This window comes from Thiobacillus denitrificans ATCC 25259 (assembly GCF_000012745.1).
GTDB lineage: Bacteria > Pseudomonadota > Gammaproteobacteria > Burkholderiales > Thiobacillaceae > Thiobacillus > Thiobacillus denitrificans_B.
Map to the genome: position 1 here is coordinate 123637 of NC_007404.1, position 24252 is coordinate 147888.

The window sequence follows — 24252 nt, forward strand, 5'->3', positions numbered from 1 at the left end:
CATGCTGCTGTGGCTATTCCAACAACTCGGCGAGGACATCCGCGCGTTCAACGTCTTCAACTACCTGACCTTGCGCGCCGTGCTCGCCGCGCTGACCGCACTGACGATCTCGTTCATCGTCGGCCCGGCCGTGATCCGCAAGCTGACCGCGCTGAAAATCGGCCAGTCGGTGCGCAGCGACGGGCCGCAGACCCATCTCGTCAAGGCCGGGACACCGACCATGGGCGGTGCGCTGATTCTCGTCTCGGTCGCGGTCACGACGCTGCTGTGGGCCGACCTATCCAACGACTACGTGTGGCTCGCGCTCATGACGCTGCTCGGTTTCGGCGTCATCGGCTGGGTCGACGACTGGCGCAAGGTCGTCGAAAAGAACTCGCGCGGCCTCGCCTCGCGCTGGAAATACTTCTGGCAATCGGCGATCGGCCTCGTCGTCGCGGTCTATCTGTGGCAGACGGCGAGCCTGCCCGCCCACACCGAACTCATCATCCCCTTCCTCAAGCAGGCGACGTTCGGCCTCTCGGCCGCGGCCTTCATCGCGCTCACCTACTTCGTCATCGTCGGTGCGAGCAACGCGGTCAATCTCACCGACGGACTGGACGGCCTCGCGATCCTGCCAACCGTGATGGTGGCGTCGGCGCTCGCGATCTTCGCCTACGTCGCGGGCAACGCGGTGTTCTCCAAATATCTTGGCGTCCCCTTCGTTCCAGGTGCCGGCGAACTCGCGATCTTCTGCGCCGCGATGGCCGGCGCCGGCCTCGCCTTTCTGTGGTTCAACGCCTACCCAGCCGAGGTGTTCATGGGTGACGTCGGCGCGCTCGCGCTCGGCGCCGCGCTCGGCGTCGTCGCCGTCGTCGTGCGCCAGGAGATCATCCTTTTCATCATGTGCGGCGTGTTCGTCATGGAGACCCTGTCGGTGATGATCCAGGTCGCCTCGTTCAAGCTGACCGGCAAGCGCGTCTTCCGCATGGCGCCGATTCACCACCACTACGAACTGAAGGGCTGGAAGGAAAACCAGGTAGTCGTGCGTTTCTGGATCATCAGCATGATGCTGGTGTTGATCGGCCTGTCGAGCCTCAAACTTCGATGAGCGGAACCATGATGAAACGCAGGGCGGAAAGGTTGGGGGGAGACTCACGTGCCGGTGCAACCGGCACGTTACGTCGACACCACAACCCGACCGTGCGTTTCTGGATCATCAGCATGATGCTGGTGTCGATCGGCCTGTCGAGCCCGAAACTCGGATGAACTACGACGCGCTGCAACTCTCCGGCCGAAAGGTCCTCGTGCTCGGCCTCGGCGACACCGGCCTGTCTTGCGCGCGTTGGCTCAGCGTGCATGGCGCCGACGTGAGCGTCGCCGACAGCCGCGAAGCGCCGCCCCATGCGGCCCGCCTCGCCGAGACGCTGCCGCAGGTTGCGCTTTTCACCGGGCCGTTCGAGGCGGCGCATCTGGCCGCGGCCGACATGCTCGTGCTGAGTCCGGGCGTGCCCCTGTCCGAGCCGGCGGTTGCCCAAGCGGTCGCGCAGGGCGTCGAAGCGGTCGGCGACGTCGAGCTGTTCGCCCGCGCGCTGGCCGTGCTGAATGCGCAGCGCGCGGCTTTGCCGGCGCCGCAGGCGGCGATGCGCGTGATCGCGATCACGGGGAGCAACGGCAAGAGCACGGTCACCGCGATGTGCGGCGACATGTGCCGGATGGCCGGTCTCACCGTGTGCGTCGCCGGAAACATCGGCCTGCCGGTGCTCGACGCGCTGCATGAGATCGAGCAGGGCGCCGCGCCGCTGCCGCAGGTCTGGGTGCTCGAGTTGTCGAGCTTCCAGCTCGAGACGACCTCGAGCCTCGACGCCACGGCGGCGGCTGTCCTCAACCTGTCCGAGGACCACATGGACCGCTACCCCGACATGGCCGCGTACGCGGCGGCGAAGGCGCGCATCTTCAGCGGAAATGGCGTGCAGGTGCTGAACCGCGACGACCCGCGCACGCTCGCGATGGCGATTCCCGGTCGACATGTCGTGAGCTTCGGCCTCGACCGCTGTCCGACCGACGAGAACTTCGGCCTGTGCGAGGACGAACTGTGCCTCGGCGGCGACATGTTGATGCCCTTGTCGGTGCTCGCCGTCCCCGGCCTTCATAACGCCGCGAACGCGCTCGCCGCGCTCGCGCTGACCCGTGCGCTCGATCTGCCGATCGAGGCCCTGCTGCGCGGCTTGATGCATTTCAAGGGCCTGCCGCATCGCGTCGAGAAAGTCGCCGACATCGACGGCGTGACCTGGTACGACGACTCCAAGGGCACCAATGTCGGTGCGACCGAGGCGGCTCTCTACGGCATGGGGCGGAGAAAAGCGGTCGTCATCCTCGGCGGCGACGGCAAGGGGCAGGATTTCGGTCCGCTCAAGGCCGCGGTCGCGGCCAATGCGCGCGCCGTCGTGTTGATCGGCCGCGACGCTGTGGCCATCGAGGCCGCGATCGAAGACTCGGGCGTCGCGAGCTACCGCGCCGACACGCTGCCCGACGCGGTCGAGCAGGCGGCGCGTCTTGCCGAGCCGGGCGACGCGGTGCTGCTGTCGCCGGCCTGCGCGAGCTTCGACATGTTCCGCAACTACGTTCACCGCGCCGAGGTCTTCGTCGACGCGGTGAAGAAACTCGCCGCGCAAAGGGCGCAGGTCTGATGCTGTATACCGCACGCGCCCCCAAGCCCAGCGCCGAGCTCGATTTCAGCCTGCTCTGGCTCGCGCTCGGCCTGCTCGCGATCGGTCTCGTCATGGTGTATTCGGCGTCGATCGCGACCGCGGAGGCGGCCAGGTACACCGGCCACAACGGCGAATACTATCTGCTGCGCCAGGGCATGTTCATCCTGCTCGGCGTCGGCGTTGCGGTCGCCGCGTTCCAGGTTCCGACGCGGGTGTGGCAGCAGGCCGCGCCCTACCTGTTCCTCGCCGGCCTGTTGCTGCTGGCCGTCGTGCTGATCCCGGGGATCGGTCGCGAGGTCAACGGCAGCCGGCGCTGGATCCCGCTCGGCTTCGCCAACCTGCAGCCGTCCGAGATCATGAAATTCCTCGCCGTGCTCTACGCGGCCGACTACACGACGCGCAAGGCCGCGTTCATGCATGACTTCAAGAAGGGCTTCCTGCCGATGGCGGCGGTGATGATGCTCGCCGGCGCGCTGCTGCTGAAGGAGCCCGACTTCGGCGCCTTCGTCGTCATCGTCGCGATCGCGATGGGCATCTTGTTTCTTGGCGGCCTCGACTGGAAGGTGTTCGCGGGGCTGATCGTCGTGCTCGTGATCGGGTTCGCGCTGCTAATCTTCACTTCCGAATACCGGATGCAGCGCATCCTCGGCTTCATGGACCCGTTCGCCGATCCCTACGGCAAGGGCTATCAGCTGTCGCACGCGCTGATCGCCTTCGGTCGCGGCGAGTGGCTCGGCCTGGGCCTCGGCGGCAGCGTCGAGAAGCTGTTCTACCTGCCCGAGGCGCACACCGATTTCCTGCTCGCCGTCATCGCCGAGGAATTCGGCTTCGTCGGCGTCGCCGTCGTGATTGGCCTGTTCGCCTGGCTGCTCGTCAAGGCCTTCGTCATCGGCCACCGCGCGGCGCAACTGGAGCGCAACTTCTGTGCGCTCGTCGCGCAAGGCATCGGCATCTGGCTCGGCGTGCAGGCGCTCATCAACATGGGCGTGAACGTCGGCCTGCTGCCGACCAAGGGCCTGACGCTGCCCTTCCTGTCTTTCGGCGGCAGCGGCGTCGTCGCCAACTGCATCGCAGTCGCCGTGCTGCTGCGCATCGACTGGGAACATCGTCAGATGATGCGGGGGAAGACCTTCTGATGGCCGCCGCGAACCGCACCCTCATGGTCATGGCCGGCGGCACGGGCGGCCACGTCTACCCTGCGCTCGCCGTTGCCGAGACCTTGCGCGAGCGCGGCTGGAGCGTGTTCTGGCTCGGCACGCGCGCCGGGCTCGAGGCGCGTGTGGTCCCGGCCGCGGGAATCGACATGGTCTGGGTCTCGATGGGCGGCGTGCGCGGCAAGGGTCTCGTGAAGAAGCTGCTGCTGCCGGCGATGCTGCTCGTCGCATTCGCCCAGAGCCTCGGCGCGATCCTGCGCCGGCGCCCCGACGTCGTGCTCGGCATGGGCGGCTACACGGCCTTTCCGGGCGGCATGATGGCGAGCCTGTTGAACCGGCCGCTCGTCGTGCACGAACAGAATTCCGTCGGCGGGTTGACCAACCGCCTGCTGGCCTGCCTGGCCGACCGTGTGCTGACCGCATTCCCCGCGGTATTCACCCATGCCCACGACAAGCCGATTCCGTGCCGGCGCGTGTCGGCCGAATGGGTCGGTAACCCGGTGCGCGGCGACATCACGGCCGCGCCGGCCGGGGAACGCGCGGCGCGCAGCGGCCCGCTGCGCCTGCTCGTCGTCGGCGGGAGCCTCGGCGCGAGCGCGCTGAACGAGCTGGTGCCGCGCGCGCTGGCGCTGCTGCCCGAGGCGCAGCGGCCGCGCGTCGTGCACCAGTCAGGACGCCGCCACGTCGACGCGCTGCGCGCCGGCTATGCCGCGGCCGCCGTCGACGCCGAGGTGCGCGACTACATCGACGACATGGCTGCGGCCTACCGTGACTGCGACTTCGCGATCTGCCGCGCCGGCGCCATGACCGTCGCCGAACTCGCGTGCGCGGGCGTGCCGGCGCTGCTCGTGCCCTTCCCGTTCGCGGTCGACGACCACCAGACCGGCAACGCGGCCTTCCTGGCCGAGGCCGGCGCGGCCTGGCTCGTGCAGCAGAAGGACCTGAGCGCCGAAGCGCTGGCTGAATTGATCGCCGGCATCGACCGCAACCGGCTCGCGGCGATGTCCGAGCAGGCCGTGCGGCTCGCCAAGCCCGATGCGACCGGGCGCGTCGCCGACATCTGCGAGGCCCTCGCGAAATGAAACATGCCGTCAAGCACATCCATTTCATCGGCATCGGCGGTGTCGGCATGAGCGGGATCGCCGAAGTGCTGCTGAATCTGGGTTATGCGGTGTCCGGCTCCGACCTCGCCGACAACGCGGTGACGCAGCGCCTCGCGAAACTCGGTGCCCGCATCCACCGCGGTCATGCGCCGTCGAATATCGCTGGCGCCGATGCGGTCGTGACCTCGACCGCGGTGCAGGAATCGAACCCCGAAGTCGTCGCGGCGCGCGAGAAGAAGATCCCGATCGTGCCGCGCGCGCTGATGCTCGCCGAACTGATGCGCCTGCGCCAGGGCATCGCGATCGCCGGGACCCACGGCAAGACCACGACGACGAGCCTCGTCGCGAGCATCCTCGGCGAGGCGGGCATGGACCCGACCTACGTCATCGGCGGCAAGCTCACGGCCGCCGGCACCAACGCGCGCCTCGGGCAGGGCGACTTCCTGGTCGCCGAGGCCGACGAGTCCGACGCGTCCTTCCTCTATCTCACGCCCGTGATCGCGATCGTCACCAACATCGACGCCGATCACATGGACACCTACGGCCATGATTTCGATCGCCTCAAAACGGCCTTCGTCGACTTCTGCCAGCGCCTGCCCTTCTATGGCATGGCGGTGCTGTGCATCGACGACGCCAACGTGCGCGAAATCCTGCCGCGCATCACCAAGCCGATCACGACCTACGGCTTCGACCCGGCGGCGCAGGTGCGCGCGGTCGACACGCGCTTCGAGCACGGCCAGATGCGCTTCACCGTCAAGCGCGAGGGCATGGCCGACCTCGACGTGACGCTCAACCAGCCGGGGCTGCACAACGTGCTGAACGCGCTCGCCGCGATCGCGGTCGCGACCGAAGTCGGCGCGAGCGACGCCGCGATCGTCAAGGCGCTCGCCGAATTCCACGGCGTCGGCCGGCGCTTCCAGCGCTACGGCGAACACCCGACGAAAGACGGCGGCTGCTACTGGCTGATCGACGACTACGGACACCATCCGGTCGAAATGGCCGCGACGCTCGCTGCGGCGCGCGGAGCGTTTCCGGGACGACGTCTCGTGCTCGTGTTCCAGCCCCACCGGTACTCACGCACCCGCGACTGCTTCGAGGATTTCGTCAAGGTCCTGTCGGAGACCGACGCGCTGGTGCTGACCGAGGTCTATCCGGCCGGCGAGGCGCCGATCGTCGCCGCCGACGGCCGCGCCCTCGCGCGCGCGGTGCGGGTCGCCGGCAAGGTCGAGCCGGTGTTCGTCGAGAACGTCGCCGATGTCGCCGCAACCGTGCGCGACCTCGTGCAGGCGGACGATGTCGTGCTGGTGATGGGCGCGGGCAGCATCGGCCAGGTCGCGCCCGCGCTTGGAGAACGCGATGCGCCATGATTACCGCATGAGCGAGGTCGAGGTCGCCGGCGGTACCGCCCCGGTGCTGCGCGGCCGCTTCCTCTACAACGAGCCGATGAGCCGGCACGTCTCCTGGCGCGCCGGCGGCAGCGCGCGCCGCCTCTACGTGCCTGCCGACCTCGAGGATCTGGTCTGGCTCGTGCGCTCGGTGCCGGCGGACGAGGCGATCCACATGGTCGGACTCGGCAGCAACCTGCTGGTGCGCGACGGCGGCGTCGCGGGCGTCGTCATCCTGCTCCACGGCGTGCTGACGAAGCTCGCGCTCGAAAGCCGCACGCATGGCCTGCCGCCCGCGCCGCCCGCGCGCGACACGGCCGTCGTCTATGCCCAGGCCGGCGTCGCCTCGCCGAAGCTCGCGCGTTTTGCCGCGACCCACGGCCTCGTCGGCGGCGAGTTTCTCGCCGGCATCCCCGGCACGGTCGGCGGCGCCATCGCGATGAATGCCGGGTGCTACGGCAGCGAAACCTGGGACACGCTGGTGCAACTGCATACCCTCGATCGCCAGGGCCAGCTCAACGAGCGCCTGCCCGAGGAATACGTGACCGGCTATCGCCACGCGGCGCTCAAGCGGCCGCACGAGGAGTGGTTCATCGGCGGATGGTTCCGCTTGGAGCGCGGCGACGGCGCGGCCTCGCGCGAGCGGATCCGCAGCCTGCTCAAGACGCGGATTGCGTCGCAGCCGCTCAACCTGCCGAACGCAGGCTCGGTCTTCCGCAACCCGCCCGGCGACTTCGCCGCACGCCTGATCGAGGCGTGCGGGCTCAAGGGCCACCGCATCGGCGACGCGCAGGTGTCGACCAAGCACGCGAACTTCATCGTCAACGTGGGCAAGGCGACGGCGACCGACATCGAGCGCCTGATCGAACATGTCGAAGACAGCGTGGAGGCGCGCACCAACGTGCGACTGATGCGCGAGGTCAGAATCATCGGAGAACGGCAGTGAGCGAAACGGTTTCAGCGAAAAAATTCGGCAAGGTCGCCGTGATGCTCGGCGGCACCTCGGCCGAGCGGCCGGTATCCCTGAACAGCGGCAATGCGGTGCTCGCGGCGTTGACGCGCCAGGGCATCGACGCGCACGCGTTCGACCCGGCGACACGCAGCCTCGGCGACCTCATGAGCGGCGAGTTCGATCGTGTGTTCATCGCGCTGCACGGGCGCTACGGCGAAGACGGCTGCATGCAGGGCGCCCTCGAACTGCTCGGCATTCCCTATACCGGCAGCGGGGTGATGGCCTCGGCGGTCGGCATGGACAAGTGGCGCACCAAGCTGCTGTGGCGTGCGGCCGGCCTGCCGACCGCGGACTGGGCCATGCTCGACGCGACGAGCGATTTCGCCGCGACCGAGGCCAGGCTCGGGCTGCCGATCTTCGTGAAGCCGGCGCGCGAGGGTTCGAGCATCGGCATGAGCAAGGTGACCGAGGCCGGAACGTTGCAGGCCGCCTACGAGAAGGCCGCCGAGCACGACGCGCTCGTGCTCGCGGAAAAATTCATCGACGGCGCCGAATTCACGGTCGGCATCGTCGGCGACAGCGCGCTGCCGCTGATCCGTCTGCAACCGGCAGCCGAAAAGGCGTTTTACGATTTCGAGGCGAAATACCTGCGCGACGACACCCAGTACCACTGCCCGGCCGGCCTCCCCGACGCCCAGGAGATGAGCCTGCGCAAACTCGCGCTCGACGCCTTCCGCCTGCTCGGCGGCCGCGGCTGGGGCCGTGTCGACCTCATGACCGATCGCCTCGGCAATCCCTATCTGCTGGAAGTGAACACCTCGCCCGGCATGACCGACCACAGCCTCGTTCCGATGGCCGCGCGCGTCGCCGGCATCGACTTCGACGCGCTTTGCGTCACGATCCTGGAGCAGACGCTCGGATGAATCCGCCGGATCTCGACGCCCATCCGCTCTGCCAGGTCGCGCGCGTGCTGACCTGGGGCGCGCTCGCGCTGCTCGGCTACGGCGTGCTCGGCTGGCTCGCCGCGCAGCCCTGGTTCGCGCTGCGCACGATCGAGGTCAAGACGCCGGTCGCCCACGTCACCGAGGCGCAGATCCGGCTGGTCGCCGAGCGGCAGGTGACGGGAACCTTCTTCACGGTCGATCTCGAGCGCGTGCAGGGCAGCCTGGAAAAGCTGCCGTGGGTGCGCGACGCGCGCGTCGAGCGCCGCTGGCCCGATACGCTCGTCGTCTCGCTGGTCGAACACGTGCCGCTCGCGCGCTGGAACGACGACGCGCTCGTCAACGACCGCGGAGAAGTCTTCGTCGCCGCGGTCGCGGCACGCTTGCCGCGCCTGTCCGGCCCCGAGGACAGCAGCGAGGAAGTCGTCGCCGCCTACCGGCGCCACCAGCTGGCACTCGCACCGCTCGGCCTGACGATCCGCGAATTGCGGCTCTCGCCGCGGCGCGCGTGGCGCGTGCGCCTCGATAACGGGATGCAGCTCGCGCTCGGTCGCGAACAGACCGACGCGCGGCTGGCGCGCTTCATCGCTCTTTATCCGCGTGTGTTCGGCGCGGCCGCCGCGGTCGTCGAGGTCGCCACCGCGACGTCCGCCGAGCCCGCGGCCATGCCGGTCACGGTCGACCTGCGTTATTCCGACGGCTTCGCCGTGCGCACCGCGGGCGGCGTGCCCCCTTTCAAACCGAGTGAAACATGAGCCCCATGCAACATGAGTAAGCCAAGAGACCCCAAAAACCTCGTCGTGGGCCTTGATATCGGCACCTCGAAGATCGTCTGCATCGTCGGCGAGATCAACGACGAGGGGATGCTCGAGATCATCGGCATGGGAACGCATCCCTCGCGCGGCCTGCGCCGCGGCGTCGTGGTCAACATCGAGGCCACGGTCAACGCGATCCAGCGGGCGCTCGAGGAAGCCGAGCTGATGGCCGACTGCAAGATCCGCGAGGTCTACACGGGTATCGCCGGCAGCCACATCAAGAGCTTCAACTCGCACGGCATGTTCGCGATCAAGGACAAGGAGATCAGCCAGATGGACGTCGACCGCGTGGTGGAAACCGCGCGCGCGGTCAACATCCCGACCGACCAGCAGATCCTGCACACGATCCCGCAGGAATTCATCGTCGACGGCCAGGAGGACGTGCGCGACCCGCTCGGCATGAGCGCGGTGCGTCTCGAGGTCAAGGTGCACATCGTCACTGGCGCGGTGTCGGCCGCGCAGAACATCATCAAGTGCGTGCGGCGCTGCGGGCTCGAGGTAGGCGACCTCGTGCTGCAGCCGCTCGCGTCGGCGATGGCCGTGCTGACCGAGGATGAGAAGGAACTCGGCGTGTGCCTCGTCGATATCGGCGGCGGCACGACCGACATCGCCGTCTTCACCAACGGCGCCATTCGCCATACCGCGGTGATTCCGGTCGCGGGCGATCAGGTCAACAACGACATCGCGGTCGCGCTGCGCACGCCGCCGAAGGAGGCCGAGGACATCAAGGTGCAGTACGGCTGCGCGCTGCGCCAGCTCGCCGACGCGCGCGACATGATCGAGGTGCCCGGCATCGGCGACCGCCCGCCGCGGACCTTGTCCAGACAGACGCTCGCGGAATTCATCGAGCCGCGCATGGAAGAGCTCTATTCGCTCGTGCAGGCCGAACTGCGGCGCTCGGGCTTCGAGGAGCTGCTGTCGTCGGGAATCGTCATCACCGGCGGGTCGGCCGCGATGCAAGGCATGGTCGAACTCGGCGAGGAGGTCTTTCACATGCCGGTGCGCATGGGCTGGCCGCGCTACGAGGGCGCGCTCGCCGACGTCATGCACAACCCGCGCTACGCGACCTGCATGGGGCTGCTGATGGCAGGCCTCGAGGCGCGCGGCCGCGACGCACCCAAGCTGTCGGGCAGCAGTTTCAAGGATGTTTTCGAACGAATGAAAAGTTGGTTCAAGGGGAATTTCTGACGTCGCGCAGCGCCGGGGGGTGGCGACGTCGAAACGGATTTGGCCGAAACGCCGAGCGGCGCGAGGTCAATGGATTTTTCGAGTGCGGTTTTTGATTTTTGATTTTTGCAGAAAGAGGAGAGCAACATGTTTGAACTGATGGACGTAGACACCCAGGACGCAGTGATCAAGGTGATAGGCGTCGGCGGCTGCGGCGGCAACGCCGTCGACCACATGATCGCCTCGGGGCTGAACGGCGTGGAATTCATCGCCATCAACACCGACGCCCAGGCCTTGAAGCGCAACCAGGCGAAGCTGCAGCTGCAGCTTGGCAACGGCGTGACCAAGGGTCTCGGCGCCGGCGCGAATCCCGACGTCGGCCGTGAAGCCGCGCTCGAGGACCGCGAGCGCCTCGCCGAACTGATCGACGGCGCCGACATGCTGTTCATCACCGCCGGCATGGGCGGCGGCACCGGCACCGGCGCCGCGCCGGTCGTCGCCGAGGTCGCCAAGGAGCTCGGCATCCTGACCGTCGCCGTCGTCACCAAGCCCTTCATGTTCGAAGGCAAGCGCGTGCGCGCCGCCAACGCCGGCATCGAGGCGCTCGCCCGCCACGTCGATTCGCTGATCATCATCCCGAACGAGAAACTCATGCAGGTGCTCGGCGACGACGTCTCGATGCTCGACGCGTTCAAGGCCGCGAACAACGTGCTGCACGGCGCGGTCGGCGGCATCGCCGAAGTCATCAACTGCCCGGGTCTGGTCAACGTCGACTTCGCCGACGTGCGCACCGTGATGAGCGAGATGGGCATGGCGATGATGGGCTCGGCGCAGGCGAGCGGCGAGAACCGCGCGCGCATCGCTGCCGAGCAGGCCGTGGCGAGTCCCTTGCTCGAGGACGTCAACCTCGCCGGCGCGCGCGGCGTGCTGGTCAACATCACCGCCTCGTCGACCGTGAAGATGAAGGAAATCCACGAGGTGATGAACACGATCAAGGCCTTCACCGCCGAAGAGGCGACGGTCATCGTCGGCCAGGTGCTCGACGACACGATGGAAGACAGCCTGCGCGTCACCATGGTCGCCACGGGTCTGGGCAATCCGGTCGCGCGTCAGCAGAGCAAGCCGATGCAGATCATCCGTACCGGCACGGACGACGCGCCGATGACCATGGGCAACGACGACGTGCCGAGCGTCATGACCAGCCGCCGCAGCCGCACGATTCAGGCGATGACCGATTCGGGCATCGACACGCTCGACATCCCGGCCTTCCTGCGCCGCCAGGCAGACTGAGCCGCCCGCGTCGCGTGCGGTCGCCTGCCCGGGCCTCGCTCTCGGTCCCGAGCAAATGGCGTGCCGGCTGCGCGAGCGGCTAAAATAGCGGGATGATCAAGCAACGCACCCTGAAGACGCCGGTCAAGGCGACCGGCGTCGGCCTGCATTCGGGCGTCAAGGTCGAGATGACGCTGCGACCGGCGGCGCCCGATTCGGGCATCGTCTTCCGCCGCGTCGACCTCGAGCCGCCGGCCGAGCTCAAGGCCGACCCCTACCTCGTCACCGATACCCGGCTGTGCTCGATGCTCGAGTCCGGTGCGGCCAAAGTGTCGACGGTCGAGCACCTGATGTCCGCACTTGCCGGGCTCGGGATCGACAACCTGCTCGTCGACCTGACCGGGCCGGAAATCCCGATCATGGACGGCTCGTCGGCGCCCTTCGTATTCCTCCTGCAGTCTGCCGGCATCGTCGAGCAGAACGCGGCCAAGCGTTACGTGCGCATCACGCGCCCGATCGAAGTGCGCGACGGCGACAAGTGGGCGCGCTTCGTTCCGCACCACGGGTTCAAGATCGAGTTCACGATCGACTTCAAGCACCCCGTGTTCGACAAGAGCGGGAAGACCGTGACGATCGATTTCGCCGACACGGCGTATACGAAGGAGGTGGCGCGCGCCCGCACCTTCGGCTTCATGCACGAGGTCGAATACCTGCGCAATCAAGGCCTCGCACTCGGCGGCTCGCTCGACAACGCGATCGTGATGGACGAATACCGTGTCCTCAACCAGGACGGGCTGCGCTACGACGACGAATTCGTCAAACACAAGGTGCTCGACGCCATCGGCGACCTCTATCTGTTGGGCCATCCGATCATTGGTGCCTTCGAGGCCTACAAATCGGGCCATGCGCTCAACAACGCGCTGCTGCGCGAGCTCCTGCAGCATCGCGAAGCCTGGGAATTCGTCAGCTTCGAGCACGACGAGGACGTTCCCTCGGCCTTCCTGCGACTGCATCCCCTCGCCGCATGATCGTGCTGCGCCTGCTGCTCGTCGCCGTCGTGATCGCGGTGGCGGCGCTCGGCTTGGCGTGGCTCGTCACCGGCGACCGCAAATACCTCGGCCACATCGGCCGGGTGTTGCGTTTTTCGATCGTGCTCGGATTCGTCGCCGCGGTGTTCTATACGGTCGAGCGCCTGATCTTGCGATAGCGGCGCCGGCCCCCGAGCACGGTCGTGCGGGGCGGCAGGACCTGCGCTCTCGCATGCATCGACCCGGCGGAATCCGATTCTTGCTCTATAAACAGTAGGAATGGACCGGGTGCGGGGGTTTTTCGTACGTCCCCTTCACGTTCGTACGCCCGAGGGAGGGCGTCGCAGGCTCCCGGCGGCGGGCGGAAGGTGTGTGCCAGTCGGGGACTTGTCGGGGTGTTTCGTGTAACGACGTCAATCGAAGGAGAAAAACGCATGCGCATCAGAACCCTTCCCGTCTGTCTCGCCCTCGCCGCGGCCGTGGTCCAGGCCCACGCGGCGGACGACCGCTTCTACCTCGCGCCGTCGGTGAACTACACCTTCGCGGACAGCGACCGCCAGGCCGACGATGATTGGGGTCTGGGCTTGGCGCTCGGCAAGCCGGTCAGCCGCCACTGGAATCTCGAGCTCGCGCTCTCCGGTGCCTCCCTGAACATGGATAGCGGCGGCGGCGAGTACGACCTGATCGGGCTGGGCGTCGATGCGGTGTATCTGGTGAACCGCGACGCCGATTTCACGCCGTATGGCGTCGTCGGCGTCGGTGCGTTGCGGACCGATATCCCCGGGTCCGACGACGTCGGCGTCGCGGCGAGCGCCGGCGTGGGCGTGCTCAAGCGCCTGACCGAGAACGTCGCCTTGCGCGCGGACGCACGCTATCGCTGGGACGACAACGCCGCCGACGCGTTCAACGAGGACAATTTCGGCGACTGGATCGTCGGCGTCGGGCTCACGATCGCGCTCGGCAAGTCCGCACAGGCCGCGCCCGCCCCGCAGGCCGCCGTCGAGCCCGTGCCCGCGCCGGAACCGGCTCCCGCCGCGCCCGAACCGGCGGCGGCGCCTGCGCCCGCGCTGCAGACCGAACAGGCGGCCCAGCTCGAGCGGTCGCAGGCCGGCGACGTGGTGGTTCTCCCCGAAGGCGTTAATTTCGCATTCGATTCCGCCGAGCTGCGTCCGGACGCCGTGACCGTTCTCGACGAGGCGGTGACCGTGCTCAACCGCCGCACCGACATCAAGGTCGACGTCGTCGGCCACACCTGCAACATCGGCCCCGAGGCCTACAACCAGGGCCTGTCGGAGCGCCGCGCCAAATCGGTATATGACTATTTCATCGACAACGGCGTCGCCGCCGACCGGCTCACTACCCAGGGCTACGGTGAAACCCGTCCGGCGTACAGCAACGACACGCGGGAAGGGCGGGAGAAAAACCGGCGCGTCGAACTGCACGTGAAATAACCGGACGTCCCTCAAAAAGGCCGCGCCGAGGGGCGCGGCTTTTTTTCCGGAGCGAACCCCGGGTTCTACGCGACCGTAGCGTCGCGAACCCCCGGGTGCCTCAGTGCGATTGCGCCGGCGAATAGCCTTCCGAATGGCCGGCCCCCGGCCGGGCCTGTGCTTCGCCGGTCTGGCTGCCGGGTGCGGCGCCTTTGGCGAGCGACGCGGCCAACTCCTCGGGGCTCCGTCCGTAGAGGCAATTCTCGTCGTGGAAGGTGTCGCGCGTGCGTGTAAGGCTCTCCTTGAAGCGGGGGTCCTGCGGACGCTCGTGGCTGTTCATGAAGAGGGCGACGTCCCAGGCTTCCTGGTCGCTGAGCGTGCCGCCAAGACCGTAGGGCATGTTGGCCTTGATGAATCCGGCGGCCGTGTCAATGCGGTGCATGCCGGCTCCCCAGTTGAACGACTCCTTGCCCCAGAGCGGCGGGAAGGCGTGCTGGCCGTCGACCTTGATGCCTTCTCCGTTGGCACCGTGGCAGATCACGCAGTTGGCCTTGTAGACGGCCTCACCGCGCGCGAGGTCAGGCGTCTGCGGGGGCTTTGGCACTTTGATGAATCCCTGGCCCGGCAGCTTGACGCCGGTCGGCGCGCCCTTCGACATCCAGTAGTGGTAGGTCACGAGCGCGGTCATCTCCTTGCTGTCGAGCGCCGGCGGCCGGCCGTCCATGCTGTACATGAAGCAGCCCTGGATGCGGCTCTGGATCGTGTCGACCGTGCCGGTCTTTTTGCGATAGGCCGGATAGAGCACGTAGGCCGCCCAGAGCGGGGCGGAATTGGCGCGGCGGCCGTTGTCGAGGTGGCAGTTGCTGCAGTTCATCGCGTTGCCGACGTATTTCTTGGCGTATTGCTGGGTGTTCGTGAACAGCGCCTTGCCCTGGCGCACGGTTTCGCCGTACTCGTTGTTCGGGATCTCGCTTTCGTCCGGCGGAACGAAAGTCGCGGCGGGCTTGCTCGCCTCTGCCGCCCGTTCAGGCGGCTGGCCGGCGAAGCCGGTCTGCTCGCCGCCCCCAGTCGTCTTTTCGGCCGGTGCCGTCTCGGGCTTGGGCGGCGACTTTTCCTGCTCGCAGCCGCTGATGAAGCCGGCCAGGGCGAGCGTGCAGAACAAGGCTGTATGGCGCTTCATTTCTTGGCCCCCCGGTTGCCGAGCGTCGCCAGGTAGGCGGCAACGGCGCGGATGTCTTCGTCGCTGAGATTCTGCGCGACCGTCTTCATGAGCTTTTGCGGGTCGTTGCTGCGCGCACCCGATTTCCAGGCCTGGAGCTGGCTTACGGTATAGCTTGCGTGCTGCCCGGCAATCGGCGGAAAGTTCGGCGGGACGCCGCCGCCATCCACCGCATGGCACTTGAAGCACGGCGGTACGTTACGGTCCCAGGCGCCGTCGATCGCGAGTTTTCTGCCGCGATCGACCGTCGCCGGGTCAGCGCCCGTGTCGTGCGCGGCGGGACGTGGCAGACTCGCGTAATAGCGGGCGCTCGCTTCGATGTCCTCGGGCGTCAGCGCCGCCGCGATCGGCGACATGACCGGGTTGCTGCGGGTGCCGGCCTTGAAGTCGGCGATCTGCTTGGCGAGGTAGGCGGGCGGCAATTGCGCGAGCATCGGGAATCCGGCCTGGGCGTTGCCAAGGCCGTCTGCCCCGTGGCACGTGGCACACGCCGTGGCTGCCCCCTTGCCCTGCGTGACGATGGCGGGCGGCGCTGCAGTCGCGGCGGAAGCCGCCAGTATCAGGGCGCCTGCCAGGGTGGGACCTGCGTGTGGTCGCATAGGGTGCTCCAAAAAGTCGAATCAGAATCAGGTGGTCGAAACCGCGGCGCGCATCATGCCGTCCCCCTGCCGTCTTTGCCGTAGGGATTCTGAATCGGCGTGAAAATCGTTCCCGGCCAAGGCCGACCGCGACCGGGAGGCCGCCTGGCGTGGGTTTGAATCGCCGACTTTTCGCGCCGCGTCCGCCTCGCCTATCGCAATATAGGCAATTCCGAACGGGATCAGCGGCCGCGGTGGTGGCGAAGCAGGCGGTCGAGGGCTTCCTTGAGCGGGCCCTCCTCGATCTCCGCGTTGAGGTGCGCGAGGCCGTCGAGTGCTTTCGACGGCATGCCAGGTTTCTCGTGGGGCGGGGCATAGCGCTCGCGCAACCCGGGGTCGACGCTCGGGCGTATCGCGCAGGCGTCGACGCCGTGCTTGCCCAGCGCGGCGAGAACCGCGGGCGTCTGCTGGCGCAGGCGGGTAGCGACCGCGCCGCTCTCGCAGGCGACACTGAGCGTCCCGTTTTCCAGTTGCATGACGCGCACGTGTCCGCTCAGCGCCGAGGGGAGGGCACGATCGAGCGCGTCCTGCGTCCGCAGCAGGGCGCGCGCGCGCGTCGCGAGGCTGTTCGGCAGCTGGGTCGCGAGCAGCTCGGCGAGACGGGATGCGCTCATCGAGCGCGCGCAGCGAGAGGCCGCGAGGCGGCCGCGGCGCGTTTCGCAGCGCCGGAGAGGCCTCGGGACGCTATGTTAAGATTCAGCGGTTTTCCGCGTCCTGCGGGCATTTCGGATTCCCTCATGCTGCAATCCCTGTTCAAGAAAGTCTTTGGTAGCCGCAACGAGCGGCTGGTCAAACAATACCTGCAAAAGGTCAAGGCGATCAACGCGCTCGAGCCGGCGATGGAACAATTGTCGGACGCCGAACTGGCGGGCAAGACCGCGGACTTCAAGGCGCGCATCGAGCAGGGCACGTCGCTCGACACGCTGTTGCCCGAGGCCTTCGCGGTCGTGCGCGAGGCGGCGCGCCGGGTGCTCGGCCTGCGTCACTACGACGTGCAGATGGTCGGCGGCATGGTCCTGCACGACGGCAAGATCGCCGAGATGCGTACCGGTGAAGGCAAGACGCTGATGGCAACGCTGCCGGCCTACCTCAACGCGCTCGCCGGCAAAGGCGTGCACGTCGTGACCGTGAACGATTACCTCGCGCGCCGCGACGCCGAATGGATGGGCCGCGTCTACGGCTTCCTCGGCCTCACGACCGGCGTCAACCTCTCGCACATGCCGCACGCCGAGAAGCAGGCCGCCTATGCCGCCGACATCACCTACGGCACCAACAACGAATACGGCTTCGACTATCTGCGCGACAACATGGTTTTCGAGGTCGGCGAGAAGGTGCAGCGACCGCTCGCCTTCGGCGTCATCGACGAGGTCGACTCGATCCTCATCGACGAGGCGCGCACGCCGCTCATCATCTCGGGGCAGTCGGAAGAGAACACCGCGCTCTACCAGCAGGTCAACCTCGTGCCGCCGCGGCTGACCCGGCAGAAGGACGAGGAATCCGAGGGCGACTACTCGGTCGACGAGAAATCGCGGCAGGTGCTGCTGTCCGAAGCCGGGCACGAGAAGGTCGAGGAGATCCTGACCGAGATGGGGCTGCTGCAACCCGGCGGCAGCCTCTACGACGCGTCCAACATCATGCTCATGCACCACGTCTACGCGGCCCTGCGTGCGCATGCACTGTTCTTCAAGGACCAGCACTACGTCGTGCAGAACGGCGAAGTCGTCATCGTCGACGAGTTCACGGGCCGCCTCATGAGCGGGCGGCGCTGGTCCGAAGGCTTGCACCAGGCCGTCGAAGCGAAGGAAGGCGTGGCGATCCAGAAGGAGAACCAGACGCTCGCGTCGATCACCTTCCAGAACTTCTTCCGCATGTACGAGAAGCTCTCGGGCATGACCGGCACCGCCGACACCGAAGCTTTCGAATTCCAGAGCATCTACGGCCTCGAAACCGTCGTCATCCCGACCCATCGGCCGATGATCCGCAAGGACGAGCACGATCAGGTCTACCGGACCGGGCGCGAGCGCGATCAGGCCGTCATCAACGACGTGCGCGCCTGCCACGAGCGCGGCCAGCCGGTGCTCGTCGGCACGACGTCGATCGAGGCCAACGAGAAGCTGTCGGCCGAACTCAAGAAGGCCGGGCTCCCGCACAACGTGCTCAACGCCAAGCAGCACGCGAGCGAGGCCGAGGTGATCGCCCAAGCCGGCCTGCCCGGCGCGGTCACGATCGCCACCAACATGGCCGGCCGCGGCACCGACATCGTGCTCGGCGGCAGCATCCAGAAGGAGGTCGACGCGATCCGCAACGACGCGGCGCTCGCCGACGGCGAGAAGGACGCGCGCATCACCGCGCTCAAGGCCGACTGGCAGACGCGCCACGATGCCGTGCTCGCCGCCGGCGGCCTGCACATCATCGGCACCGAGCGCCATGAGTCGCGGCGCGTCGACAATCAGCTGCGGGGCCGCTCGGGCCGCCAGGGCGACCCGGGTTCCTCGCGCTTCTTCCTCTCGCTCGAGGATCCGCTGCTGCGCATCTTCGCGTCGGACCGCGTCGCCGCGATCATGAACCGCCTGAAGATGCCGGAGGGCGAGGCGATCGAGCATCCCTGGGTGACGCGCGCGATCGAGAATGCGCAACGCAAGGTCGAACAGCGCAACTTCGATATCCGCAAGCAGCTGCTTGAATACGACGACGTCTCGAACGACCAGCGTAAGGTCATCTACGAGCAGCGCAACGAACTCCTCGCGAGCGTCGAAATCGGCGACACGATCCGCGCCATGCGCTACGACGTGCTCGGCGAGACGATCGACCAGCACATCGCGCCCGGCAGCATGGACGAGCAGTGGGACGTCGCCGGACTCGAGAAGACGCTCGCGGCCCAGTTCACGCTCGAGCTGCCGCTGCGGCAGTGGCTCGACGAGGACAAGACGCTCAACGAGGAGGGGCTGCGCAAGAAGATTCTCGCCGCGGCCGACGCGGCCTATGCGGAAAAGGAAGCGCTCGTCGGCGCGGAAGGGCTGCGCCGCTTCGAGCGCGCGGTGATGCTGCAAAGCCTCGACACCCACTGGCGCGAGCATCTTTCGGCGCTCGACCATCTGCGCCAGGGCATCCACCTGCGTGGCTATGCGCAGAAGCAGCCCAAACAGGAATACAAACGCGAGGCCTTCGAGCTGTTCTCGGCGATGCTCGCCGCCATCAAGGCCGAGGTCACCCAGATCACGACCACGGTGCAGGTCCGGGCACCCGAGGACGTGCAAGCGGTCGAACTCCACGAGGAACCGTCCAACGTGCAGTACGAGCATGCCGGCTACGACGAAGGCGCAGATTTCGCCGCGGCCGAATCGGCCGAAGCGGCACCTTCGGGCCCCGTCCATGTCGGACCCAAGGTCGGCCGCAACGACCCCTGTCCGTGCGGGTCGGGCAAGAAGTACAAGCAGTGCCACGGCAAACTGGCCTGAGGAGCGAACGATGCCTTATTACGTTTTCCGTCTCGGCATGTTCAAGGTGCTCGAAAAGCAGGGCGAGTGGGCGAGCTTCAAGGAGGCGCGTGCCCACGTCAACGAACTGCGCAAGACGCTGGACCCGAAGTCCGGCGACAGGTACAAGATGATCTTCGCCGAGAACGAGATCGTGGCGCAGGATACGCTGAGCGCCGAGCGCGAACTCGACAAGACGCTGTCCGGCGACGACTGGTGAACCGGTTTGCGGCCGGGCGCGAAGGGCGTGCCTGGCCGGTTTGGGACTAAGCCCTTATGGCCGAGTACAACGAAAACGCCTACAAGATGGCCCGCCAGGCCTACATCGAACACGACTGTCCGTTCGAGCGCGCCTTGTTGTCACGCTGCGTCGCGTGTAGCCGCGCCAAACGCCTTAATCTCGCCGAGCGCGAGGCGATCGCGTGCAGTGCGCCTGCCGTGCAGCCGCACTGCGTGAGCTTTCACCAGGGCCTGCACGAAAACGCGCAGTTCGCGCTCAAGATCGGCGCCGACGCACCCTGGCCGTTCGGCAAGGAGATCCGAGCGCAGTGCGGCGGTGCGCGCGGCCTGGCGGAAGCGCTCGGCGCTGAAGGCGACGAGACGACCGATGTCGCCGCGACGGTCTTGCAGGGCATCGAGCGCTTCGGTGCCGAACTGCCCTATTCGGCGATCATGCGCGCGGTCGTGCACTACGAGCCGCGCAAGCGGCGGCGCTGACCGAGCCCGACCCTTCCGCGGCGAGTCTTCCCGCCGCGCATTTTTCTCCGGCGTCACGGCCTCTGCGCACTCCCTGCTGTGGTTCATTCCACACCGGCTGTACACGGCGCCTGCTGCGCTTCCCGCAAATACACACCTCGCTCCTGGCCCCTCGTGCGGCCGCTGAACTACGCTGAAAGGACAGGCGAAGACCAGCCACCGGCGCGCGGGGGGCAGCAGCCGGCGGAACAGCCAGCCCCTGGGAGAACTGCGATGGAGAAACTTTTTGTTCTGGCGGGCGCCGCGTGCATGGGCGTCGTGCTGGCCGCTCACGGCATTCGCGCCGAGGCCGCGGGCGAGCGGCCGCCACCCGCGGCCGAGCGGATGCAGGCCATGGATCAGGAGCGCGTTTACGGCTGGGAGCTGATGACGGCCCAGGAGCGCCGCGTATATCAGGCGAAGATGCGCGCAGCGACAACCGCCGAGGAACGTGAGGCGCTGAGGCTCGAGCACCATGAACGAATGGAGGCCCGCGCCCGCGCCGAAGGGAAGACCCTGCCCGACGCGCCGCCGGCGGGCATGGGGCCGGGCAGCGGCACGGGTCGCGGTGCCGGTCCCGGCGGCGGACCGGGCTACGGTCGCTGACGCGGCCTATCCGGGGGCGGCGAAGCGGAGCGTCGCCGCGAAGCCATACCCTTCATCGGCGCGCCTGAGGCCTTCGCCGAGTTCGAGCCGCGCGTTCGACAACTCGGCGACGCGCGCGGCGATCGACAGGCCCAGGCCGCAGCCGTCTCCGCCGCTCTCGCCGCGCACGAAACGCGCGCTCAGGCGGCTGCGCAGTCCGGGATCGACGCCGGGCCCGTCGTCGGCCACGCTCAGCGTACAGGCCGCGCCGTGGCCTGCCAGCCTGACCTCGATGTGCGCGCCGGCCCCGGCATAGGCGATGGCATTGTCGACGAGATTGCGCAAGGCGATCGCGAGCCAGACCGGGTCGACTGCGACCTGGCAGCCGGACGGCGCGTCGACCTGCAGCGACTGCTTGCGCTGCGCGGCGCGCGGCTGCAGTTCGGCGCACACCTGCGTCACGGTCGCCGCGGGATCGAGCGGCTCGGGCGGCGTCCGCTGGCGGGCGGGGTCGACGCGGGCCAAGGTCAGCAACTGCTCGACCAGATGGGTCATGCGGTCGACGCCGGCGACGACCTGCCCCAGCGCGTGCCGGCGCGCTTCGTCCGCCTGCGCGCGCTGCGCGACCTGCGCCTGGACCTTGAGCGCCGCCAGCGGCGTGCGCAGTTCGTGCGCCGCATCGGCGGTGAACCGACGCTCGTTTTCGAAGGCGCGGGTGACGCGCTCGATCAAGGCATTGAGCGCTGCGCGCAGCGGCGCGATCTCGTCCGGCAGCGCGACCGATGGGTCGAGTGGGCTCAGTGTCCGAGGGTCGAGCGCCCCGACCTCGCGCGCGACCGCGTCGACCGGCCGCAAGGTACGGCCGACGACCCACCAGACGACGAGCGCCATGAGCGGCAGCGCGAGCGCGGCAGGCAGCAGCAGCGACAGCCCGATCTCGCGCGCGAGCCGTTCGCGCACACCGTGGGCCTGGCCGACGACGACGCGGTACGCCGCCTCTTCGTCCTGCGCCGTGTAGAACCGCCACGGGGCGTCCTGATGGGTCCGTTCGCTGAAGCCGCTCGGCGCGGGGGTGTCGAAGCCCGCGTAGCCCGGTGAAGCGACCAGGCGACGGGAGACGCCGTCGTCGGTATGCCAGATTTCGAACGCGATCGGGACCGGATAGCCTTCTGCGTGTTCGTGCAATTCCTCGACGAAATGGTCGACTTCGCCGGCCGCGACGATCGCGAGCAGCGTCTCCGCCACCTCCGTCAGCTGGCTGTCGAGCAGTTCGTCGGCTTCGTGGTGGGCGCGCGCGTAGACGAATAGCGCCGACAGCAGCCAGACCAGCGCGATCGCAGCCGTCAGCAGCCCGACCAGCCGCCGCCGCAGCGAATAGGCGCGCGCCTCGCTCACGTCGGGGGCGCCGCCATGTAGCCGACGCCGCGGACGGTGCGGATCACGTCGTTGCCGAGCTTGCGTCGCAGGTGATGGACATGAACCTCGAGCGCGTTGCTGCCGACGCCTTCGTCCCAGGTATAGAGCTGTTCTTCGAGCATGCGCCGGGTCAGCACGTGGCCGCTGCTCTGCAGCAGGACGTGCAGCAGATCGAACTCGCGGCCGGTCAGGTCGACCGGCTGTCCGCGCTGCGTGACCGAGCGCGCGGCCGGATCGAGTTCGATGTCGCCGAGCTTGAGAAGCGGGGCGGATTTGCCGTGCGCACGCCGCATCAGCGCACGCAGGCGCGCCGCGACCTCGTCGAGGTCGAAGGGCTTCAGCACGTAATCGTCGGCACCGAGATCGAGGCCGCGCACCTTGTCTTCGAGCTGGTCGCGCGCGGTGAGGACCAGCACCGGCGTCGGGTCGCCGCGCCCACGCAGCCATTGCAGAACCGACAGACCGTCGCGCCGCGGCAGGCCCAGATCGAGCACGACCGCGGCGAAGCGCTCGGTGGTGAGCGCGGTGACCGCCGCCTCGCCGTCGCGCAGCCAGTCGACGGCAAAGCCCGATTGCGAGAGCCCGGCCTTGAGGCCGTCGCCCAACAGGGCGTCGTCTTCGACCAGGAGTATGCGCATCGCGTCAGCTTATCGCGGGATCTTCACCGTGTCTTCCTCGAATACCCCGCGCTCGGCCTGGCGGTGGCAGGCCGCGCAGTTGGCGGCCGAGCCGATCGACTTGCGCGACCAGGTTGCCCGCGACACCTCATGGTGCTCGCGCACGAACCATCGTGTCTCGGTGATCCGCAGTGGCGCCGCAGCGGGTGCCGCCCGCCGCATCACCCTGTCGCCCATACGGCTGTTGCCGCTGTCGGCCGCGTGGATTTCGAGAAAGCGCTGGATATCGGCCTGAGTCGCCGGCTCGAGGCTCGCGTTCTCGCCGAAATGCGCATCGAGGTCCGCCATCACGCGACGCCACGAGGCTTTCGGCAGCAGCGACGGCGGGTAGGCCAGGTGACAGCTGCCGCACTCCTGTTGCCAGTTGGTGTTTGTTTGGCGCGGCATCAGATCGTGCCCGCCGCCGTCGCCGCGCGCCTCCCCGCCGGACGGCAGCGAGAACGCGAGCAGGCTCATCGCGCCCACCGTCGCCACCACGGCGACACCGCGTATGAAGTAGTTCATGTCGTCCTCCTCATTTGAGCTGACTGAGCCAGGCGACGAAATCGCCTTTTTCCTGCGCGCTGCATTCGCGTTGCAGCACGTCCATGCAATTGCGGCGAAACCACTTTTCGACCTTGGCTGCGTCGGTGAAGCGCGCGCCGTTGACGACAGGCGCAAGCGGCTCGATGCGCTTGCCGACGCGGGTGCGCCCGGCCTGCCGCGGGTCGACGCTATGGCAGCCTGCGCAGCTGCGCTTGGCGCCGGCAGGATGCGCGCGTTCCAGGCGGTAAAACGCTTCGCCGCGCGCGGGCGAGAGCGTGCTCGCGGCGACGCCCGCCTGTGCCGCGTAACGCGCCGTGAAATCCGCGGGCGCGTCGGCGAGCGCGCTGACCGACAGCAGCAGCAATACGGGGCCTGCCAGTCGCTTAATCATGTTGCACCGCGCTTTCGGCATCGAGGTATTGCTTGCCCGTGACCATGCTCTGCGCGACGCGCTCGCCGCGTAGCTGGTGGAACACGAGCGCCGCGAGGTGCAGGCCGATGAAGCCGAGGAGCAAGGCGAAGCCGAATTCGTGCGGCCCTTCGACGACGTCTTCGATCCAGCCACTGTTGCCGAGCCAGGCCGCGAGCGGGCCGGTGTGGAACTCGCTTGCCGCGAGCGCGAGTCCGGTGACGACCATGAGCGCCATCACGGCGTAGGCGAAAAGGTAGCCAAGGCTGGCGAGGGCGTCGTGGCCGACGCGGTGGGTGTGCGGCAGGCGGAGCCGGAGCAGCGCATCCTTCCACACGCGCGGATGCCAGAGGTCGCGCCAGCGTGCGTTCGCTGGGCCGACCAGGGCCCAGAGCAGGCGGGCCGCCAGCGCGGCGCTCAGGACGTAGCCGGACAGAATGTGCACGTTCCAGATCGCGTCTTCCCACGGGCCGTCCTCGAAGGCTTCGGCCAGCTGGCTGGTTGCGATCAGAACCACGATGCCGAGGGCGATGCTCCAGTGCAGCACGCGCAGCAGCGGGTCGTAGACGCGGCGGACTTGGGGGGCGGATTGCAGCATGTTGCGCTCCTTAATACATTGCGGAGCCTTCACTCTAGGGACG

The 24252-nt window shown here is 67.9% G+C and carries 25 protein-coding genes; 17 read left to right on the plus strand and 8 right to left on the minus strand.

Features of this window, described 5'->3' with window-relative positions:
- Position 1 precedes the first annotated feature (1 nt).
- The 13 genes from mraY to TBD_RS00640 all read left to right on the plus strand — a co-directional run bounded on the left by mraY (position 2) and on the right by TBD_RS00640 (position 13952).
- Positions 2-1087, plus strand: coding sequence for a phospho-N-acetylmuramoyl-pentapeptide-transferase (mraY, locus tag TBD_RS00580; protein WP_011310629.1), 1086 nt, complete (start codon positions 2-4; stop codon positions 1085-1087).
- Positions 1088-1241: 154 nt separating this feature from the next.
- Entirely contained in the window at positions 1242-2666 is a 1425-nt protein-coding gene (murD, locus tag TBD_RS00585; protein WP_011310630.1) for a UDP-N-acetylmuramoyl-L-alanine--D-glutamate ligase, read from the plus strand.
- Positions 2666-3823 (plus strand): putative lipid II flippase FtsW, encoded by a 1158-nt coding sequence (ftsW, locus tag TBD_RS00590; RefSeq protein WP_011310631.1) that lies wholly within the window; start codon positions 2666-2668, stop codon positions 3821-3823. Before murD ends, ftsW begins: the two co-directional genes overlap by 1 nt.
- Positions 3823-4923 carry an undecaprenyldiphospho-muramoylpentapeptide beta-N-acetylglucosaminyltransferase gene (gene murG, locus TBD_RS00595; RefSeq protein ID WP_011310632.1) on the plus strand — a complete coding sequence of 367 codons (1101 nt, stop codon included), beginning with the start codon at positions 3823-3825 and terminating at the stop codon, positions 4921-4923. Before ftsW ends, murG begins: the two co-directional genes overlap by 1 nt.
- The gene (gene murC, locus TBD_RS00600; protein ID WP_011310633.1) at positions 4920-6311 is read left to right on the plus strand and encodes a UDP-N-acetylmuramate--L-alanine ligase; all 1392 of its coding nucleotides are present in this window, start codon (positions 4920-4922) and stop codon (positions 6309-6311) included. Before murG ends, murC begins: the two co-directional genes overlap by 4 nt.
- Complete coding sequence (murB, locus tag TBD_RS00605) at positions 6301-7275, plus strand: UDP-N-acetylmuramate dehydrogenase (protein ID WP_011310634.1); 975 nt, start codon at positions 6301-6303, stop codon at positions 7273-7275. Before murC ends, murB begins: the two co-directional genes overlap by 11 nt.
- Positions 7272-8204: a D-alanine--D-alanine ligase gene (locus tag TBD_RS00610; protein ID WP_011310635.1), complete on the plus strand. Its 933-nt coding sequence runs from the start codon at positions 7272-7274 to the stop codon at positions 8202-8204. The genes murB and TBD_RS00610 overlap by 4 nt, the downstream gene beginning before the upstream one ends.
- Positions 8201-8977 (plus strand): cell division protein FtsQ/DivIB, encoded by a 777-nt coding sequence (locus TBD_RS00615; RefSeq protein ID WP_011310636.1) that lies wholly within the window; start codon positions 8201-8203, stop codon positions 8975-8977. Before TBD_RS00610 ends, TBD_RS00615 begins: the two co-directional genes overlap by 4 nt.
- A gap of 12 nt (positions 8978-8989) precedes the next feature.
- Positions 8990-10225: a cell division protein FtsA gene (ftsA, locus tag TBD_RS00620; RefSeq protein WP_011310637.1), complete on the plus strand. Its 1236-nt coding sequence runs from the start codon at positions 8990-8992 to the stop codon at positions 10223-10225.
- A gap of 126 nt (positions 10226-10351) precedes the next feature.
- A complete protein-coding gene (gene ftsZ / locus TBD_RS00625) occupies positions 10352-11494 on the plus strand; it encodes a cell division protein FtsZ (RefSeq protein ID WP_011310638.1) in 1143 nt (380 codons plus the stop codon).
- Between the two features lie 92 nt (positions 11495-11586).
- The gene (lpxC, locus tag TBD_RS00630; RefSeq protein WP_011310639.1) at positions 11587-12501 is read left to right on the plus strand and encodes a UDP-3-O-acyl-N-acetylglucosamine deacetylase; all 915 of its coding nucleotides are present in this window, start codon (positions 11587-11589) and stop codon (positions 12499-12501) included.
- Positions 12498-12680, plus strand: a complete 183-nt coding sequence (locus tag TBD_RS00635; protein ID WP_041432152.1) for a hypothetical protein — start codon at positions 12498-12500, stop codon at positions 12678-12680. Before lpxC ends, TBD_RS00635 begins: the two co-directional genes overlap by 4 nt.
- 255 nt (positions 12681-12935) lie before the next feature.
- Positions 12936-13952 (plus strand): OmpA family protein, encoded by a 1017-nt coding sequence (locus tag TBD_RS00640; RefSeq protein WP_041432154.1) that lies wholly within the window; start codon positions 12936-12938, stop codon positions 13950-13952.
- Positions 13953-14052: 100 nt separating this feature from the next.
- Here the strand turns inward: TBD_RS00640 and TBD_RS00645 are convergent, their stop codons facing one another.
- The 3 genes from TBD_RS00645 to TBD_RS00655 form a co-directional block, all read right to left on the minus strand.
- A complete protein-coding gene (locus tag TBD_RS00645) occupies positions 14053-15111 on the minus strand; it encodes a c-type cytochrome (protein WP_011310641.1) in 1059 nt (352 codons plus the stop codon).
- Positions 15108-15749, minus strand: a complete 642-nt coding sequence (locus TBD_RS00650) for a c-type cytochrome (RefSeq protein ID WP_011310642.1) — start codon at positions 15747-15749, stop codon at positions 15108-15110. Before TBD_RS00650 ends, TBD_RS00645 begins: the two co-directional genes overlap by 4 nt.
- Positions 15750-15970: 221 nt before the next feature.
- Entirely contained in the window at positions 15971-16402 is a 432-nt protein-coding gene (locus tag TBD_RS00655) for a DUF721 domain-containing protein (protein ID WP_011310643.1), read from the minus strand.
- A 123-nt stretch (positions 16403-16525) separates the two neighbouring features.
- On the opposite strand from TBD_RS00655, the gene secA reads away from it, so the two are divergent.
- The 4 genes from secA to TBD_RS00675 all read left to right on the plus strand — a co-directional run bounded on the left by secA (position 16526) and on the right by TBD_RS00675 (position 20605).
- A complete protein-coding gene (gene secA, locus TBD_RS00660; protein WP_041432157.1) occupies positions 16526-19246 on the plus strand; it encodes a preprotein translocase subunit SecA in 2721 nt (906 codons plus the stop codon).
- Between the two features lie 10 nt (positions 19247-19256).
- Positions 19257-19484 carry a hypothetical protein gene (locus TBD_RS00665; protein ID WP_011310645.1) on the plus strand — a complete coding sequence of 76 codons (228 nt, stop codon included), beginning with the start codon at positions 19257-19259 and terminating at the stop codon, positions 19482-19484.
- Positions 19485-19540: 56 nt separating this feature from the next.
- A complete protein-coding gene (locus TBD_RS00670) occupies positions 19541-19981 on the plus strand; it encodes a hypothetical protein (protein ID WP_011310646.1) in 441 nt (146 codons plus the stop codon).
- 252 nt (positions 19982-20233) lie between these two features.
- Positions 20234-20605: a hypothetical protein gene (locus TBD_RS00675; RefSeq protein WP_011310647.1), complete on the plus strand. Its 372-nt coding sequence runs from the start codon at positions 20234-20236 to the stop codon at positions 20603-20605.
- A gap of 6 nt (positions 20606-20611) precedes the next feature.
- Here TBD_RS00675 and TBD_RS00680 read toward each other — a convergent pair whose 3' ends face one another.
- From TBD_RS00680 to TBD_RS00700, 5 genes are read right to left on the minus strand one after another with little or no spacing between them, the layout of a single operon-like run.
- Positions 20612-21979 (minus strand): ATP-binding protein, encoded by a 1368-nt coding sequence (locus tag TBD_RS00680; RefSeq protein WP_011310648.1) that lies wholly within the window; start codon positions 21977-21979, stop codon positions 20612-20614.
- Positions 21976-22638 (minus strand): response regulator, encoded by a 663-nt coding sequence (locus tag TBD_RS00685; protein ID WP_011310649.1) that lies wholly within the window; start codon positions 22636-22638, stop codon positions 21976-21978. Before TBD_RS00685 ends, TBD_RS00680 begins: the two co-directional genes overlap by 4 nt.
- Positions 22639-22647: 9 nt before the next feature.
- On the minus strand, positions 22648-23181 hold the full coding sequence (locus tag TBD_RS00690) for a diheme cytochrome c (protein WP_011310650.1): 534 nt from the start codon (positions 23179-23181) through the stop codon (positions 22648-22650).
- 10 nt (positions 23182-23191) lie between these two features.
- Positions 23192-23593 carry a DUF1924 domain-containing protein gene (locus TBD_RS00695; protein ID WP_011310651.1) on the minus strand — a complete coding sequence of 134 codons (402 nt, stop codon included), beginning with the start codon at positions 23591-23593 and terminating at the stop codon, positions 23192-23194.
- Positions 23586-24209, minus strand: a complete 624-nt coding sequence (locus tag TBD_RS00700; protein ID WP_041432159.1) for a cytochrome b/b6 domain-containing protein — start codon at positions 24207-24209, stop codon at positions 23586-23588. Before TBD_RS00700 ends, TBD_RS00695 begins: the two co-directional genes overlap by 8 nt.
- Positions 24210-24252 lie beyond the last annotated feature (43 nt).